At 57.5% G+C, this 17,259-nt stretch carries 10 protein-coding genes; 5 read left to right on the top strand and 5 right to left on the bottom strand.

Annotated elements, in window-relative coordinates:
* Positions 1–9: 9 nt before the first annotated feature.
* From GH722_01655 to GH722_01645, 3 genes are all read right to left on the bottom strand, one after another.
* The gene (locus GH722_01655) at positions 10–969 is read right to left on the bottom strand and encodes a tripartite tricarboxylate transporter substrate binding protein (protein MRG70459.1); all 960 of its coding nucleotides are present in this window, start codon (positions 967–969) and stop codon (positions 10–12) included.
* Positions 970–986: 17 nt separating this feature from the next.
* Positions 987–1,691, bottom strand: coding sequence for an FCD domain-containing protein (locus GH722_01650; GenBank protein ID MRG70458.1), 705 nt, complete (start codon positions 1,689–1,691; stop codon positions 987–989).
* A gap of 258 nt (positions 1,692–1,949) precedes the next feature.
* Entirely contained in the window at positions 1,950–4,232 is a 2,283-nt protein-coding gene (locus GH722_01645; protein MRG70457.1) for a molybdopterin-dependent oxidoreductase, read from the bottom strand.
* A gap of 148 nt (positions 4,233–4,380) precedes the next feature.
* Here GH722_01645 and GH722_01640 point away from each other — a divergent pair, with 148 nt between their 5' ends.
* Positions 4,381–5,334 (top strand): dihydrodipicolinate synthase family protein, encoded by a 954-nt coding sequence (locus GH722_01640; protein MRG70456.1) that lies wholly within the window; start codon positions 4,381–4,383, stop codon positions 5,332–5,334.
* 38 nt (positions 5,335–5,372) lie between these two features.
* Here the strand turns inward: GH722_01640 and GH722_01635 are convergent, their stop codons facing one another.
* A complete protein-coding gene (locus GH722_01635; GenBank protein ID MRG70455.1) occupies positions 5,373–6,116 on the bottom strand; it encodes a TSUP family transporter in 744 nt (247 codons plus the stop codon).
* A 96-nt stretch (positions 6,117–6,212) separates the two neighbouring features.
* On the bottom strand, positions 6,213–6,686 hold the full coding sequence (locus GH722_01630) for a winged helix-turn-helix transcriptional regulator (GenBank protein ID MRG70454.1): 474 nt from the start codon (positions 6,684–6,686) through the stop codon (positions 6,213–6,215).
* A gap of 119 nt (positions 6,687–6,805) precedes the next feature.
* On the opposite strand from GH722_01630, the gene putA reads away from it, so the two are divergent.
* From putA to GH722_01610, 4 genes are all read left to right on the top strand, one after another.
* Positions 6,806–10,333, top strand: a complete 3,528-nt coding sequence (gene putA, locus GH722_01625; GenBank protein MRG70453.1) for a bifunctional proline dehydrogenase/L-glutamate gamma-semialdehyde dehydrogenase PutA — start codon at positions 6,806–6,808, stop codon at positions 10,331–10,333.
* A gap of 129 nt (positions 10,334–10,462) precedes the next feature.
* Complete coding sequence (locus tag GH722_01620) at positions 10,463–11,632, top strand: efflux RND transporter periplasmic adaptor subunit (protein ID MRG70452.1); 1,170 nt, start codon at positions 10,463–10,465, stop codon at positions 11,630–11,632.
* 24 nt (positions 11,633–11,656) lie between these two features.
* Entirely contained in the window at positions 11,657–14,827 is a 3,171-nt protein-coding gene (locus tag GH722_01615) for a multidrug efflux RND transporter permease subunit (protein ID MRG70451.1), read from the top strand.
* Between the two features lie 194 nt (positions 14,828–15,021).
* Positions 15,022–17,241: a mechanosensitive ion channel gene (locus GH722_01610; protein ID MRG70450.1), complete on the top strand. Its 2,220-nt coding sequence runs from the start codon at positions 15,022–15,024 to the stop codon at positions 17,239–17,241.
* Positions 17,242–17,259: the final 18 nt, after the last annotated feature.

The raw sequence follows: 17,259 nt of genomic DNA, 5'->3' as shown, positions 1-17,259 counted from the left end.
CGTGCCGGTTTACTTTCCGGACAGAATATCCTCGAAAGTCTTGTCGACGCTGCGGATCAGCGCGTCAGACTTGTCGGGACCATGCCAGTCACGGCCAACGCCTGTCTTGTCGGCGAAAGCGATGAAATCCTTGTCTTCGGTCGTGGTCGTGCGGAATGCCTCGACCAGCTTTGCAAAGCGGTCAGGGTGATTTTTCTTCACATCTGCATGGACCGCATGGAACCGGTAGGCACCACCGTCAGGCACAGTCACACCATACTTTTCCAGCATCGGGTTGAGCGGCTTTGCTTCCGGCCAGCCTTCGACCTTGCCGGACCAGAAAGCGCCAAGCACGACAGCCTCGTCGCGCGCGGAGAGCGCACCGCCTGCACCGGCTGCTGTCATGTTGACTTCACCGCTGAGGAAGGCTTTGCGGGCTTTGCCGCCACCTTTGTAAGGCACGATCTTGATCTTCAGGCCGAGTTTCCTGAACAGATCCTGCGACAACAGGTTGCCGACGGCTCCGGCGCCACTTGAGGAAATGGTGTATTTGTTCGGATCGGCCTTCACGGCCTCGATCATGTCGTCGAGAGTTTTCCAGCCCGTATCCTTGCGTGCGATCAGGATTGCCGGGTCAGTCCACTGCACGTTGATGACGGCGAGGTCATCCATGCTGAAAACCTTGGGGTCCTTGAACTTGACGTAGGTTGTGGCCGGTGCGAATGCGGTCAGAACCGTATAGCCATCATGCGGGGCATCCATATATTTCTGGATGCCGATCTTGCCGCTTGCCCCACCATGATTTTCAACAACCACGGTCTGGCCAAGCGCCGTCGGGAGGAACTTCTGCAATGAACGCGCTGTGCGATCAACGGCGCCACCGGCACCATAATTGACCATGACCACGATTTCCTTTTCCGGAAATTCGGCCAGGGCAGGAGATGCCACGAGGGCAGCTCCGAGTAAAACTGAAGGTAAAAGACGTTTCATTTTCTGTTCTCCCGTTGTCAGGCGGCTGATGTTTTTGCTGCGGCCGCCGTGCGCAATTCGTCGGTGCGTTGCTGTCCGCTGAGGTCGTGCTGATACAGCAGTTCACCTGCTGCCTGCGTGTCCTGCTTGCGCAACGCTTCGAGAATAAGTTTGTGTTCCTGATTGGATGCCTGCTGGTGCGCCAGACCACGTTCTTCCGGCTTGCCGGTGAACTGCATGCAATATTGCCGAAACAGCCTGTGTTCCCGGGCAATGTCGAAGTAGCTTGATGCCAGGCGCCGGTTGCCGCTGGCAACCACGATGATCCGGTGAAATTCGATGTTCAGGGGAAAGAATTCCCGAACGGAACCTGCGTCGGTGATCCTCTCGATATCGTCGATGATCTCGGAGAGCCTGGTCAGGTCGGACGCGCTGATGCGGGTTGCTGCCCGCTCCCCGGCCTCGCGGGCCAGCATGCACCGGAAATCGTACATCTCGCTGATTTCATCATCACTGAACACCCGGAGGAAAGCCCCACGGTTCTGATGAATGACGATCAGGCCGGTTTGCGCCAATGCGCGGATTGCCTCGCGGACCGGGCTGCGGCTTACGCCAAGAGACTGGGCGATAGCGGCTTCGTTCAGCCGTTCGCCGGCATTCAGTTCACCACTGAAGATCAGGTTCATCAGGGCTTCCTGCACGCTTTCCACAAGCGCCTGCGGACGTTCGAATTCTAATGGCATACTGTGTCCAGTCGATTGTCGACAATTTGAAATTAAACAGGAAGGCCCGATGGAGTCAACGCCCTGAACTGTTGGCTGATCTCAGGAAATGAGCGGCCATTGATGCCCGGACATCAAAACCGGAAGGTCTGGAAGTCTTCTCCAGTAACAGAGATCCCGGACAACCGGCCTTTCGGTCGCCCGGGGATGATGAGGATTAAAAGGTTGTTCGTTTCAACCGCCCGCTTGCCCCGGAGCCGACGCAAGCGGGGTGCGATATCAGGCTTTACCTTGCAAGGCCCGCCAGACCCGCTCCGGTGTCGTCGGCATATCCATATGATCAACATCAATGGCATCGCAAACGGCACTGACACAGGCAGGCAGAGCGCCAACCGTACCGGCTTCACCGGCACCCTTTACACCGAGTGGGTTTACTTTCGTCGGGACTGAAAGCGCCTCGACCTCGATCTCGGAGAAGGTGTCAGCCCGTGGCATGCCGTAATCCATGAAAGAGGCAGAGATCAGCTGGCCGCTGTCCGGATCGTAATGAATGTTCTCCATGAGGGCCTGACCGGCACCCTGGGCCACGCCGCCATGAATCTGGCCTTTCAGCAACAGCGGGTTGATGACCGTGCCGACATCATCAACCACGATATAGGATTTCATCTCCATGTCGCCGGTGTCGGGGTCGATCTCGACTTCGCAGATATGGCATCCGTTCGGGAAAGTGGCATTGTCTGCGCCGACAAAGGATTCCGCATCTATTGGTGTGGCCTGTTCCTGAAGCACGTCGATCAGCCGCACCATCCGGTCAGTTCCGGTTACCCGGAAAGTTCCGTCACTGAAGTTAATGTCAGCGACATGGGTTTCCAGCATTTCGCTGGCTTTCGGCTTCAGCTGCTCGGAAATGTCGAGGACGGTTGTATTGATGGCAGTGCCCGCAGCCCCCATCGAGCGAGAGCCGAAACTGCCGGTCCCTTTCGAGACCCGGTCACTGTCACCGGAGATGATGGTGACATCTTCCGGACTGATGTCGAGTTGCTGGCAGATCATCTGGCGAAACACGGTCTGATGCCCCTGTCCGGAATCGACAGAGCCGATGAAGGCCGTCGCCTTGCCGTCAGTGGTCAGTTCGATGCGGGCAAATTCTGGCGCCGGTCCGTTGAACGGGCCACCGGCAATTTCAATCGGGCAGGAGATACCAATCCCGCGCAGTTTTCCCCGTGCCTTTGCCTCTGCCCGGCGGTCTTCAAATCCCGCCCAGTCCGACAGTTCCAGTGTGCGGTCCAGCACCGCCGGGAAATTGCCGGAATCATAAGTGAAAACAAAACCCGTATCATAGGGCATTTGTTCAGCAGTGATCATGTTCTGACGGCGTATATCGGCCCGGTCACGGCCCAGCTTGCGGGCGGCGATGTCGATCAGGCGTTCAATGACGTAAGTTGCTTCCGGTCGCCCGGCCCCACGATAGGGTGCGGTATACATGGTGTTGGTATGGACGCCGGTGACGCTGACATGAATGGCCGGGGTGCGATAGACACCGGACAGGCTGCCAACATTCATCGTCGGCGGATGTCCGGACATCGGCCCCATATAGGCACCCAGTCCGGCCACTGTTTTTACCCGAAGTCCGATGAAATTGCCGTCTGCATCCAACGCAAGGGCCGCATCGGCGACCTGATCCCGCGCCTGTGCGTCGGCCATGAAGGATTCGAGGCGGGTCGCAATCCAGCGGATCGTGCGGCCGGTGCGCCGGGCGGCAATCAGCGACAGCATATATTCCGCGTAAGGGGCATTCTTCATGCCGAACCCGCCACCGGTATCGGCGACGACCAGTTGCAGCTGGTCCGGTTTCACACCGAGGATAGCGGCCATGGGGGCCTGCTGCCGGTGCGCTGACTGGGCGCCGTGAACCAGCCTGAAACGTTCGGTATCCGCGTCATAGCTGGCCAGCGCAGCGCGCGGCTCCATGGCCACCGCGGTAATGCGGGTGATACGAAAACGCTCTTCAACAATATGCGCGGCTTTAGAGAAAGCGTCCTCGACCTTCGCGCTATCGCCCTGTTCGAACAGGAAAACCCTGTTGTCTGGTTTTTCGGGCCAGATTTTCGGCGCATCCGGCTTGATGGCGTCCAGACAATCGCAAACTGACGGTTCCTCATCAATATCCAGAATGATGGCTTCCAGGGCGGCTTCGGCTTCGGCAAGGCTTTCAGCAATGATCGCCGCAACCGGCTCGCCCACATGCATGACACGCTCACCCGCCAGCGGCATGAATTCCGGGGCGTACATCTCACCGCCATCGGGGGCCGGATGTTTGATCACCGGCAGGATCGGGCCGATGCCTTCCTGTTTCAGGTCGGCATGGGTGATGATGTCGATGATACCCGGCATGTCGCGTGCGTCACTGATATCCAGTTCGAGGATACGCCCCGCAGCGAGGGGTGCGCGCAGGATGACCATCCGGGCTTCACCGTCTGCCTTGTGGTCGGCTGTGTAGCGTCCGCCGCCCCGTAACAGCCTGTCATCTTCAACCCGAACCTGTGATTCGCCAATGCGCATGCTGGTCTGCCCTTCCCTGATAGATGTTATGTCCGATCATAACGGTGCAACGCCAATTCGCCAGTAGATCAAAACGGGGTCTCGACATAATTTTCGGCCATCGTCATAGTCAGGACAAAATAACCAGAGATCGACAGAGGACGTTCAGATGAAATACAGCCGCAATGACGCCAAGGATTACGCCCGCGAGAATATGACCGGTATCTGGGCTGCTGCCCTGAATCCGTTCAACCCGGATTCTTCCATGAATGAAGCGGGACTTCGCGCCAATCTGCGGCACTGGATCGATGATCTGGAGATCGACGGCTTCTTCATCGCCGGTAAACAGGGCGAGTTCTTCTCCATGTCGATCGAGGAGCGGAAGCGGAATTTTGAAATTGCGGTTGATGAGGTTGGCGGCGCTGCCGGGACGATCATGTCCTGCTCTGACCAGAATTTCGATACGGTGATCGAACTGGCGAAGCATGCAGAAGCGGTCGGGGCCGACTACATCGTCGTTCATGCGCCGATTCTGCATTTCATCCATGACCAGGACGAAACCCTGATGGCCTATTACAAGGCTGTCTCCGAGCAGGTGAATATCGGTATCGCCATGTGGAGCCACCCGGACTCCGGCTATCTGATGAGCCCGGAACTCTGCGCCCGGATCGCTGATCTGCCGAATATCGTCGCGATCAAATACAGCGTTGAGCGCGAGATGTATAAGGAACTGACCCGCCTTGCCGGTGACAAGCTGATTGTCAGCACCGCGTCGGAAGATGAATGGTTTGATAATATCGTCGAGCTTAACTGGCGTCTCTACCTCTGCTCGTCACCGCCTTATCTGCTTCAGACCAAGAACGACAAGCGGATGCGCGAATATACCGATCTTGCGTTCAAAGGTGAGGTCGAGGCCGCCCGCAAGGTTCGGGACAGTCTGGAGCCGGTTCGCAAGGCCCTGAAGGATACCCGTCCCGGCGGCAAGCCGCAGGCCCATCAGAAATACTGGCAGGAACTGCTGGGCCAGGCCGGTGGCCCGGTTCGCAAGCCGTTGCTGCAACTGACGGATGCTGAGAAAGCGGCAACGAAAGCGGCGTTTGAAAGCTGCGGCCTGAAACTTTAGGCAATCGCCGCCGGGTTCAGGAAACCGGGTGGCAGTCGTTACCGGATCAGCAGCCAGAGGCCGTTGGCGATATAGGTCAGTGCGACGCAGGTGATGATCAGATTGGTCCATTTTCTGAACTGGGCTTCTGTCATCACCTCCAGCACCCGGCTGGCAAGCGTGGTGCCGACGACGGCGCAGACGATGGCAATGGCTGCAAGGACTGGGTCGACGCCGGCGGCCTCGTCAATCAGTGCGCCGAAATAGATCAGCTTCGATATATGGCCGAAGACCTGAACACTGGCTTTGGTGGCAACGATGGCTTTGCGGTCGAGGCCGGAACGGATGAAGTAGGTATCCAGAATGGGGCCGGCGATGCCGGTGGTGATCTGTACGGTGACGCAGATGATGCCGCAGAGAACGGAATGTCCCCGTTTCATCATGTCCGGGGTCAGCCGGTCAGGTATTGCGCGGGCGATGAAGGGCAGCAGACCGAGGGAGATCAGCGCATAAGGTTTTTCCGGAACATATTTGACCAGCAGGCTGAGGCTGAGAGCGATGACGGCACCGATAATATATTCGATGGCGATCCGGGGATTGACGTGGTGACGCCAGAGCCATGCCCGCCAGCCGTTTGAAGCAAGCTGTGATACCCCGTGCAGAACCATGGCGGCAGGCAGCGGCAGCAGGGCAATCAGGATGCCCATCAGTATCATGCCACCCGCCATTCCGAAGATGCCCGACAGAAGAGAGGTGGCCAGCATGGCAACCGTAAGGGCAACAGTCGTTGTCAGGGAGAACATCTGATCAGGTCCGGGGATTTAATTCGCGCAGGCAGGGTGAGGGTCAATGCTAGCGGGGGAAACCTTTCGGTGCGACCGGAAAATCAGAGCCGTCACTCAGGCGCCGGTATCCTTTACTGCTTCCATCACGACATATGTCCGGGTTTGTGCGACGTTCGGCAGGGCGGAGAGTGTCTCTCCGAGGAACTTACGATAGCTGGCGATATCGCGGGTTCTGACTTTCAGCAGATAATCGAAGCCACCGGCGATCATGTGGCAGCTTTCAACCGGTCGCAGCCCCTGCACGGCGACATTGAAGGCACGGAGTGCTGCCTCGCGGGTGTCAGACAACTGAACCTCGACAAAGGCGATATGGGCAGCACCCATGGATACCGGGTCCAGAATGGCACGATAGCCCCGTATCACGCCGTCTTTTTCCAGTCGTCTTACCCGGTTCTGACAGGGGGTTTTTGACAGCCCGATCCGGTCTGCAAGTTCGGTGATCGTGAGGCGGCCATTTTCAGCCAGTATCTCCAGTATCTTGCGATCATACCGGTCAAATTCACTGCTGATCTGTTTTGAATCGATCATTTGTGCTCATTTATCAGGATAAATTTAGCCGAATTGCCTGAAATGATAGACGCCTTTGGACGGCATGAAAACAAAAGCTCTGCTAAAGTCCGGAGATTGGTCCTTTGGGAGTGCTAGCGATGTCGGTGTCTTCAGATCATCTCACGGAATTACGGCAGAAAATCCGGGCAACAAATCTTCCTGATGAAGCGAAGGTGGTCAGCGACCTGGTCCGGATGGCCGGTCTTGATGCGGATGTTCGTCAGGCGATCTGCCGACGTGGCGCAGACCTGATACAAAAGGTTCGCGACAGGTCCGATCCCGGACTGATGGAAGTGTTCCTCGCTGAATACGGACTGTCGACACAGGAAGGCGTTGCCCTGATGTGTCTGGCAGAGGCGCTGCTGCGGGTGCCGGACGAGGAAACCATTGAGGCGCTGATTGAAGACAAGATTGCGCCGTCCGACTGGGGGAAGCATATCGGCCATTCCAGTTCTCCGCTGGTCAATGCCTCGACATGGGCGTTGCTGCTGACCGGCAAGGTGCTGAAGGAAAGCAATCGCGGACTTGCGGCAACATTGCGCGGCGCGGTGAAGCGGCTGGGAGAGCCGGTGATCCGCACGGCGGTCAGCCATGCCATGCGGGATCTGGGCAGCCAGTTTGTGCTTGGCCAGTCGATCGAATCTGCCCGTGACCGGGCCGCCCGTATGGAGAAGAAGGGCTATACCTATTCCTATGACATGCTGGGTGAAGCCGCCCGGACCGAAGGGGACGCCAGACGGTATCATCTGTCTTATTCCGATGCGATCACGGCGCTGGCCGGTGCCTGCAAGTCGAAGGACATTCGCGAGAATCCCGGTATTTCCGTCAAGCTGTCGGCGCTGCATCCGCGCTATGAAGTTGCCCAGCGTGAACGGGTAATGTCTGAACTGGTTGCCCGTGCCCGCTCACTGGCCCTGCTGGCGAAGTCTGCCGGTATGGGCTTCAACATTGATGCGGAGGAAGCAGATCGCCTCGACCTGTCGCTGGGTGTGATTGCGGCCATTCTGTCAGATCCGGCGCTGAAAGGCTGGGATGGTTTCGGGGTGGTGGTGCAGGCATACGGACCACGGGCGTCCCACGTCATCAGCTGGTTGTATGAGCTTGCCGGACTGCTGAACCGCCGGATTATGGTGCGTCTCGTCAAGGGGGCCTACTGGGATACTGAAATCAAACGGGCACAGACACTGGGTCTTGATGGCTTTCCGGTTTTTACCCGCAAGACCTCAACGGATGTCAGCTATATCGCCTGTGCCCGCCGTCTGCTGGGCATGACAGACCGTATCTATCCGCAGTTTGCGACCCATAATGCCCATACCGTGGCGGCAGTTCTGGAAATGGCAGAAGAAGGGCAGGCGTTTGAATTTCAGCGTCTGCATGGCATGGGCGAGTCATTGCATAATGTGGTGCTCGGTGAGGCTGGAACCCGCTGTCGCATTTATGCGCCGGTTGGCGCGCATGAGGATTTGCTGGCCTATCTGGTGCGGCGGCTGCTGGAGAACGGTGCCAACAGTTCCTTTGTGAACCAGATTGTCGATGAGACGCTGTCTCCTGAAGCAATTTCGACGGATCCGTTTTCTGCGGTTGAGAAGCTTGGTGACAATCAGGCAAATCCGAATATCCGCCAGCCAAAGGCCCTGTACGGGGCTGGCCGGGTAAATGCCCGTGGCTGGGATCTGACCGATCTGGATGATCTGGCGGACATAGAGGAGAGCCGGTCCCGCTGGGAAAATCACCAGTGGCAGGCAAAGCCAATAACTGTCCGGGCTGCAACCGGGGGTGAGACAGTTGAGATCATCAATCCGGCCAATCATCAGGATATAGTCGGGCATGTCACAACAGGCGACGCCGCAACAGTTGCCGGCGCGCTTGAGGATGCCCGTTCAGCAATGGCCGGCTGGTCGTCCATAACGCCGGGCGAACGCGGGGCGATTCTGAACAAAGCGGCTGATCTGTACGAAGAGCATGCGGGCGAGATGTTTGCGCTGCTGGCACGGGAAGCGGGCAAGACCCAGTCCGACTGTGTTGCCGAAATCCGCGAGGCTGTCGATTTTCTGCGCTATTACGCGGTGCAGGCAGAAACGCTGGGTGCTGACCGGCAGGCACGGGGAGTATTTGCCTGTGTATCGCCCTGGAATTTCCCGCTGGCGATCTTTACCGGTCAGTTGTCGGCGGCACTTGCTGCCGGTAATGCGGTGGTCGCCAAACCAGCGGAACAGACGCCGCTGATTGCCTCACGGGCTGTGGAGTTACTGCATCAGGCCGGTGTGCCTGCGGCGACCCTGCAACTGATCCCGGGCGATGGTCCGACCGTCGGTGCAGCACTGGCCGGGGCGCCGGAAATTGACGGGTTCTGTTTTACCGGTTCGACCCAGACTGCCCGGATCATCAACAGGTCGATGGTGGCCACGGGTAACCCGAAGGCGCCGCTGATTGCGGAAACGGGTGGGCTGAATGCGATGATTGTCGATTCCACGGCGCTGCCGGAGCAGGCGGTCCGGGATATCGTCGCTTCGGCTTTCCAGAGCGCGGGGCAGCGTTGTTCGGCACTTCGGGTTTTATATGTCCAGAAAGATGTCGCCCAGAAGCTGCTGGAAATGCTGTTCGGGGCGATGGATGAGCTTCTGATTGGTGCGCCCTGGGACCTGGCAACGGATGTCGGCCCGGTCATCGACCGGGAGGCGCTGGAAAAAATTGAATCACATGTGGAAATGGCGGCTGTCGAAGGCCGGTTGATGAAGCGCCTCGAAGTCCCGTCTGGTGGCACTTTCGTCGCACCGGCGGTGATCAGTATCAATGGTATTGCGGACCTTGAGGAAGAGATTTTTGGTCCGGTTCTGCATGTGGCGACATTTGAAGCCGATGAGATTGACGAGGTTGTCGATGCGGTCAACGCAACCGGATATGGTCTGACCTTTGGTCTGCATACCAGGATTGATGACCGTGTTCAGCAGGTCATCGAACGGGTGCAGGCGGGAAATCTGTATGTGAACCGTAATCAGATCGGGGCCATCGTCGGGTCTCAGCCATTTGGCGGAGAAGGACTGTCGGGCACTGGCCCGAAGGCCGGTGGACCGAATTATCTGCCGCGGTTTACCCGGCTGGCTGATCTTGAAGCTGAAGACGCCGGGGGCGCTGCGGTCCGCGTTGCGGCGGTCCAGAAGCTTCTTGATGCTTCTGTGAAGCCTGTGCATGACGCGATACGCAGGCATGACCTGCCTGGCCCGACGGGCGAGTCCAACCGGCTGTCAGTCTATTGCCGGGGAACCGTGCTCTGTCTTGGTCCGGGAATAGAGGCGGCGAAGTTGCAGGCAGAAGAAGCACTGTCCAGCGGCTGTGCCGTTGTTGCTGTCACTCCCGGTCTGACGGAGATCAAGGGTGCGCTGGTCATCAACGGCAAACTGTCACCGGAACAACTGTCCGAACTTCGGGGTGTCAGTGCCGTCTGTTTCTGGGGTGACCAGCTGTCAGTTGGCAAGATTCGGAAACTGCTGTCCGATGGCAAGGGGCCGTTGCCGCAACTGTCAACGGAACCGGGAATGGAAAGCGTATTTATCCACGAACGTCATCTGTGCATCGATACCACAGCAGCGGGCGGCAATGCATCATTGCTGGCATCGTCGAGTTGACAAAGTAAACTAGACAGTACAGTCTATTGCTGCATTGCAATAAAATCTTGGTCTGAAGGATGGCAATTTGCCCGGCTGACCTCACATTGTGCTGCAACAAATGATGTAATCTATTTTGGAGTATGCTGGATGCGCGCGCGTCTGTTTGTTGTTCTGCCCCTGGCTCTTGTGGCATTGACCGCCTGTGACGATCAGTCTTCCAACAGTGCGGCTGCGCCCTCGGCACCTCCCCCTCCGGCAGTTGATGTGGCAGCCCCGCTGGCCAAGGAAATTATCGAATGGGATGAGTTCAACGGGCGGTTCCATGCCTCTCAGGATGTTGAAATACGTCCGCGGGTCAGTGGTTATGTTGAAGCGGTGCATTTCCGGGACGGTCAGATGGTACAGACCGGCGATCTGCTGTTCAGTATCGACAAGCGCCCGTTTGAGGCGGCGAAGTCGCGGGCTGTGGCAGAGCTGGCGTCAGCCCGCGCCAGATACCAGTTTGCCAATCAGGAAGTGGAGCGTGGCCAGCAACTGGTAACCCGCGGCACCCTGCCAAAGGCAACCCTGGAACAGCGGATCAGCGACCGTCTGGTGGCTTCGGCTGATATTGCCGCAGCAGAAGCTGACTTGCGCTCTGCGCAGCTGGACATCGAGTTTGCTGAAGTCCGGGCACCGATCAGCGGACGTATTTCAGACAGCCGTGTCGATGTGGGGAATCTGGTTTCGGGCTCGGGCACGACCACCCTCCTGACCAGGATCGTCGCCTTTGATCCGATCCATTTTGAATTCGACATGAGCGAGACGGAATATCTCAGCTATGAACGGGCCAACCGGCGTGGCGATCTGAAGTCGACCAGAGATGGTGGCACCGAAATTGAAGTGCGCCTGCCGGATGAAGACGTCTGGTCCTACAAGGGGCGGATTGATTTCGTCGATAGTGCCATTGACGCAGGCACCGGAACGATCCGGGTGCGGGCGACCTTGCCGAACGATGACGGTTTTTTACTGCCCGGTCAGTTTGGCCGGCTGCGGCTTCCGGGGTCATCCGTTTATGAAGCCATTCTGGTGCCTGAATCCGCAATCGTATCCGACCAGTCACGGAAGCTTATCCTGACACTGGATGAGAACAACCTGGTCCAGCCGAAGGTGGTCCGGGTCGGGCCGAATGAACTGGGGCTGCGCATTATCCGCAAGGGTCTGGAGAAGACCGACCGGATCATTGTCAACGGTGTCCTGCGGGCCAGATTTGGTCAGCCGGTTACGCCGAATGAGGTTAAGATTGAACCCTGGCCGAATGGCCAGCCGGGTCAGTAAGGCCGGCGGGAAAGAGCAAAACTCATGAAATTCGCACATTTTTTCGTCGACCGTCCGATCTTCTCGACGGTTGTTTCGATCTTCATCGTCCTGATCGGCGGCATCTCCGCCATGTCACTGCCGATTGCGCAATATCCGGAAATTGCACCGCCGACAATTCAGGTCCGTGCCAGCTATCCCGGTGCGTCAGCAGAGACATTGGCGAACACGGTTGCCAGCCCGCTGGAGGAAGAGATCAACGGCGTTCAGGGCATGCTGTATCTGTCGTCACAATCGACAGGTGACGGTTCGGTAACCATCACGGTTACCTTTGAACTCGGCACTGATCTCGATGCGGCACAGGTGCTTGTGCAGAACCGGGTGGCGATTGCAGAAGCCCGCCTGCCTGAATCAGTTCGTCGCCTTGGTGTGACAACGCGCAAGAATTCCCCCGACCTGATGATGGTCGTGCATATGTATTCGCCGGGGGAAAAGCTCGATTCACTCTATGTCTCGAACTATGCCTCGCTTCAGATTGAAGACCGCATGCTCCGGCTTTCAGGTGTCGGGCAGGTTCAGCTGTTTGGTGGCAGCGATTATTCGATGCGGATCTGGCTGAACCCGGAACGGATTGCCGAACTGGATATGACGGCCAGTGATGTTGTCGAGGCCGTACGGGCGCAGAATGTACAGGTGGCTGCCGGTTCGCTGAATCAGGCGCCGGTCACCAATCCCGGGGCTTTCCAGCTTGCCGTCGAAACACAGGGCAGGCTGGAAGATGTAAAGCAGTTCGAACGCATTATCGTGAAAGCCGGAAGCGGCGGAAAGGTAACGCGGCTCGGTGATGTGGCGCGGATCGAACTCGGCGCGCGTGATTATAATTCGCTGGCCTATCTGGGAACCGACCCGGCTGTTGCCATCGCCATCTTCCAGCGACCGGGATCAAATGCACTGGAAGCTGCGTCTGAAGTGCGGGCGCTGATGAAAGAAGCGTCGGCGAATTTCCCGGACGGACTGGCCTATGACATCATTTATGATCCGACGGCCTATATTGCGAAATCAGTCGATGCCGTTGAAATGACGATCTATGAAGCCATCCTGCTGGTCGTGCTCGTGGTTATTCTATTCCTGCAATCCTGGCGCGCTTCAATCATCCCGATTCTGGCTATCCCGATTTCGCTGATTGGTACTTTTGCCATGATGTCGGCGCTTGGATATTCCATTAACAATCTGACCCTTTTCGGAATGGTGCTGGCAATCGGTATCGTGGTCGATGATGCGATTGTCGTGGTCGAGAATATCGAACGAAATCTGCAGGATGGCCTGTCGCCGAAAGAGGCCGCACACAAGACAATGGATGAAGTCGGCGGTGCGCTGATTGCCATCGCGCTGGTGCTGGCAGCAGTGTTCATTCCGACAACTTTTGTGGAGGGAATCAGCGGTCAGTTTTATCGTCAGTTTGCGGTTACCATCGCAACGGCTACGGCGATTTCTGCGCTGGTTTCACTGACGCTCAGCCCGGCGCTCAGCGCCATCCTGCTGAAACACAAGGGCGATACCGAGAAGCGGGGCACTGTTCTGCTCTGGCCGGTAAGGAAGCTCTTTCAGGGATTCAACTGGGCTTTTGACAAGCTGTCGAACGGTTATGCCCGCCTGACCGGGCAGCTGGTACGGTTTTCAGTGCTGGTACTGGTTGCCTATGCCGGGCTTGTCATGCTCACGGCCTTTCAGTTTGAACGTGTTCCGACAGGCTTTATTCCGGCACAGGATCAGGGATATTTCATCACGGTCATTCAGTTGCCGCCGGGATCGACCCTGGAACGGACGGACAAGGTGGTCCGCAAGGTGACGGCAAGTATTCTTGAGGTTGATGGCGTTTCCAGCGCAGCTGTGTTCGCAGGCTTTGACGGGGCGACTTTCACCAATGCACCGAATGCCGGTGCAATTTTCGTAACTCTTGAAGACTTCGGGACACGGGCGGCAGCAGGCGTCTCCTATGGCGGTATTCTGAATAATCTGCGTGGAATTGGTGCGCAGGTGAAGGAGGCGAACGTCTTTGTCGTGCCTCCGCCACCTGTACCAGGTGTCGGTAATGCCGGTGGCTTCAAGGGAGTAGTTGAAGATCGCCGGGGGCGTGGTGTCAAAGCGCTTGAGGGTGTGGCATGGGGACTTGCAGGGGTGGCCAATCAGTCGCCGAAGCTGACCAGTGTTTTCACGACCTTCAACACAGGTACGCCGAAGATTTATGCTGAAATTGACAGGGTGCGGGCGGAACAGCTCAACATCCCGATTCAGCGTGTGTTCGATACTCTGGAGACCTATCTCGGTTCGGCCTATGTCAACGACTTCAACATGCTCGGGAAAACCTACCGGGTGACCGCGCAGGCTGATGGCGAGTTCCGGAGAACGGTCAGCGATGTGGCAAAACTCCGGACCCGTAATGACAGTGGTGACATGACTCCGCTGGGGTCTGTCGCTGCGTTCCGGGATACGACCGGCCCCTATCGTGTGTTGCGCTATAATCTGTATCCGTCGGTCGCCCTGCAGGGGAATGCGTCTGCAGGCATTTCAACCGGTGAAGCGCTGGCGGAGATGGAGCGACTTGCGGCTCAGGCACTGCCTGACGGTTTCACCCTGGAATGGACGGAACTGTCTTTGCAGGAAAAACTGGCTTCGGGTTCCATCCTGTTGATTTTCGGGGCGTCGGTCATCTTCGTCTTCCTGTTGCTGGCGGCACAGTATGAAAGCTGGGCATTGCCCTTTGCGGTCATTCTGATCGTGCCGATGTGTCTGCTGGCGGCGGTCAGTGGTGTGATGTGGCGCGGTATGGATAACAACATTCTGACCCAGATCGGGCTGGTTGTGCTGGTTGGCCTGTCGGCAAAGAACGCGATCCTGATCGTCGAGTTTGCCCGGCAGGCAGAAGATGCGGGCATGAGCGTTGTCGAGGCCGCGGTGGAGGCGGCACGGGTTCGTCTGCGCCCGATCCTGATGACCTCTCTGGCCTTCATTCTGGGTGTTGTACCGCTGATGATCGCTTCCGGTGCAGGTTCCGAAATGCGTCAGGCGCTGGGGACAGCGGTGTTCTTCGGCATGCTGGGTGTGACCGGCTTTGGCTTGCTGTTCACACCGGTTTTCTATGTGGTCTGCCGACGCATTGCTATGCTGGGACAACGACTGAGTGGTGGAACCGCAAAGCCGGGTGCTGCTTCCTGATCCGGGTGAGAGCATTCTGATGCTGATGGACTGACCGGCAATATCCTCCGGTCAGTCCGCCCCGGTTTTATCGGCTGATGATCTGAACTTGTTGCATCCGTCTTCTCCGGACTCTCCTGGCAGAGGGCCAAAGCTGTTCATCTCTGCGGCTTTGACCGATAGTGTCGGCGTAAACTGCCGCCTTCAAGGCGCAGATGTCAGATTCGGGGGAGACGATCAGGATGACAAAATGGGTATTTGCTGCGCTGCTGGCCGGATTGCTGGGCTGGGCGTCTCCTGGTGTCAGCGCAGATGTTGCTGCCGCCAAGCCGCCCGTTACCGAGGCCGATCTTGCACGGCTGTCGGATGCCGAGTTGCGGGCGATTGTTGCCGAGAAACTTGCCACGCCGGGCCCCGCTGATTCCCGCAATTTCAATCCTGCGGATATTGCTTACTCTCTGCAATCCGATTTCGGCCGGATTCGTGAACGGCTGGGGGATATATTTGGTGCCTATGGCGGGTTGCCGGATGCGTTCCGACAGGCGGGGAATATCCTGTTCGGAGATCGTGAGGAAGGCGGTATGGCCTTGTTCCTCATGGCTTTTATTGTTGCACTTCTTGGTGGTTTTGGTTGTGAGTTTGCTGTCCGGCGACGAATTGCGAGAAGCGGTGCCGTCGAGATTCCATCCGATCTGACACTCTGGCTCAAACTACGCGCTCTGGCGGAGTCGCTGTTGCGGGACGGGTTGTTCATCCTGCTGTTTTCTGTTGTCGCTATCGTGATCTTTTTCGTAATCGAAACCGGCGGATCGGTGGATCGTATCGCGTTCGCTTTTTATCTGTCGGCAATCGTTATCCTCCGGCTTGTTGCAAGCTTCAGCCGGTCGTTTCTTGGCATCCGAATTCCTGCGATGCGGATAACCTCGTTTTCAAATTCCGAAGCGCTGGCAATTCATCGTGGCGTGCTGGTTTCAATGGCGCTCGGGGCGTTCGGCTTTTTCACCTGCGCTCTGTTTGCCGTCATGGGTATTCACGGGGATGTCCATTTATTGCTGCTGCTGATGGTTGGCACGGTGATGATGCTGGGTTTTTCAATCGTCTTTGTGCTGGGGCGCGAAGCCTTGCAGCGCGATCTCTCCGGCTCTGCCGCCTCCTCCGGCCGTCGACGGTTTGCCCGGCTTTATCCCTGGCTGATGGCTGCCGGAATTCCGGTTCTCTGGGCTCTTCTTGTCGGTATGGCCACGCTTGGAACGACGCCGTTGTTCGGTGCGGGCTTGTCCACAATTGCCATTCTGTCGGTCTGGCCGATGTTTGATGCAGCGGCCCAGCGTGAATCTCATAACCTGACGGGCTCCGGTGATGATGTAACTCCTTCCGTTCTCCGGGTTCTGCGGATTGCGGTTGCTGTGGGGTCGTTGTTTATCCTGCTTACGGGCTGGCGGTTCGATCTTCTGGGACGGACGGATGCTGTCGCCTCTGCCGTGGGGCGTGGTCTGCTGGAGGTCGGCGTGGTGCTGCTGGTGGCCTATAGCCTGTGGCAGATTTTAAATGTCTGGGCTAACCGGAAGATTGCCGAGGAAGATGCCTCTCTGATCAGCGAGGGACATGACAGCTCTGAAATGGAAATCGGTGGCGCCGGGTTGTCGCGGATGCGCACCCTGCTGCCGTTGTTCAGGCGAGCCGGGCAGGTGACGATAGCCGTGATTGCCCTGATGATCATATTGTCATCGCTCGGGGTAAATATTGCCCCTGTACTGGCGGGTGCAGGCGTTGTCGGTCTTGCCATCGGCTTTGGTTCGCAAACGCTGGTTCGCGATATTGTATCCGGAGCGTTCTTCCTGATGGATGATGCTTTCCGGCTTGGTGAATATGTTGATCTCGGTGATGTGAAGGGGTCCGTCGAGCGAATAGCAACGCGGTCCCTGCAACTGCGCCACCATCGCGGCGCATTGCATACGGTGCCGTTTGGCGAGATCACGCGCCTGTCGAACTACAGCCGGGACTGGGCGATCATGAAATTGCGCTTTCGGGTAAATTTTGACGCAGATCTGGAACAGGCACGGAAGATCATCAAGAAGGTCGGCGCCAGCCTGCTGGAACATCCGGATGTCGGTGAAGATTTCATTCAGCCTTTCAAATCGCAGGGTGTGGTGGAGGTCGATGATTACGGTCTCATCATCTCAACCAAGTTCATGTGCAAACCCGGCAAGCAGTTCCTGATCCGTCGCCACGCCTATGCCGCTGTTCAGAAGGCATTCGCGGACAACGGTATCAGTTTTGCCCGGCCTGAAGTCAGGGTCTCGGTTGACAAGGGCGGAGATGAAAAGACGGCTCCCGGGGACGAACAGATGTCTGACGCCAGTGCTGTCGCTGCCGCGACCGCCATTGCAAGCGCAGCCCGGCAGAAACAGGCAACTGAGACGACGGGCAGCTGAAAACACTGATTTTGCTTT

The organism is Alphaproteobacteria bacterium HT1-32 (assembly GCA_009649675.1).
In the GTDB taxonomy this organism is placed as follows: Bacteria; Pseudomonadota; Alphaproteobacteria; order Rhodospirillales; family HT1-32; genus HT1-32.
Note: the sequence above shows the minus strand (reverse complement) of the source record. Positions and strands in the feature narration are given on the sequence as shown.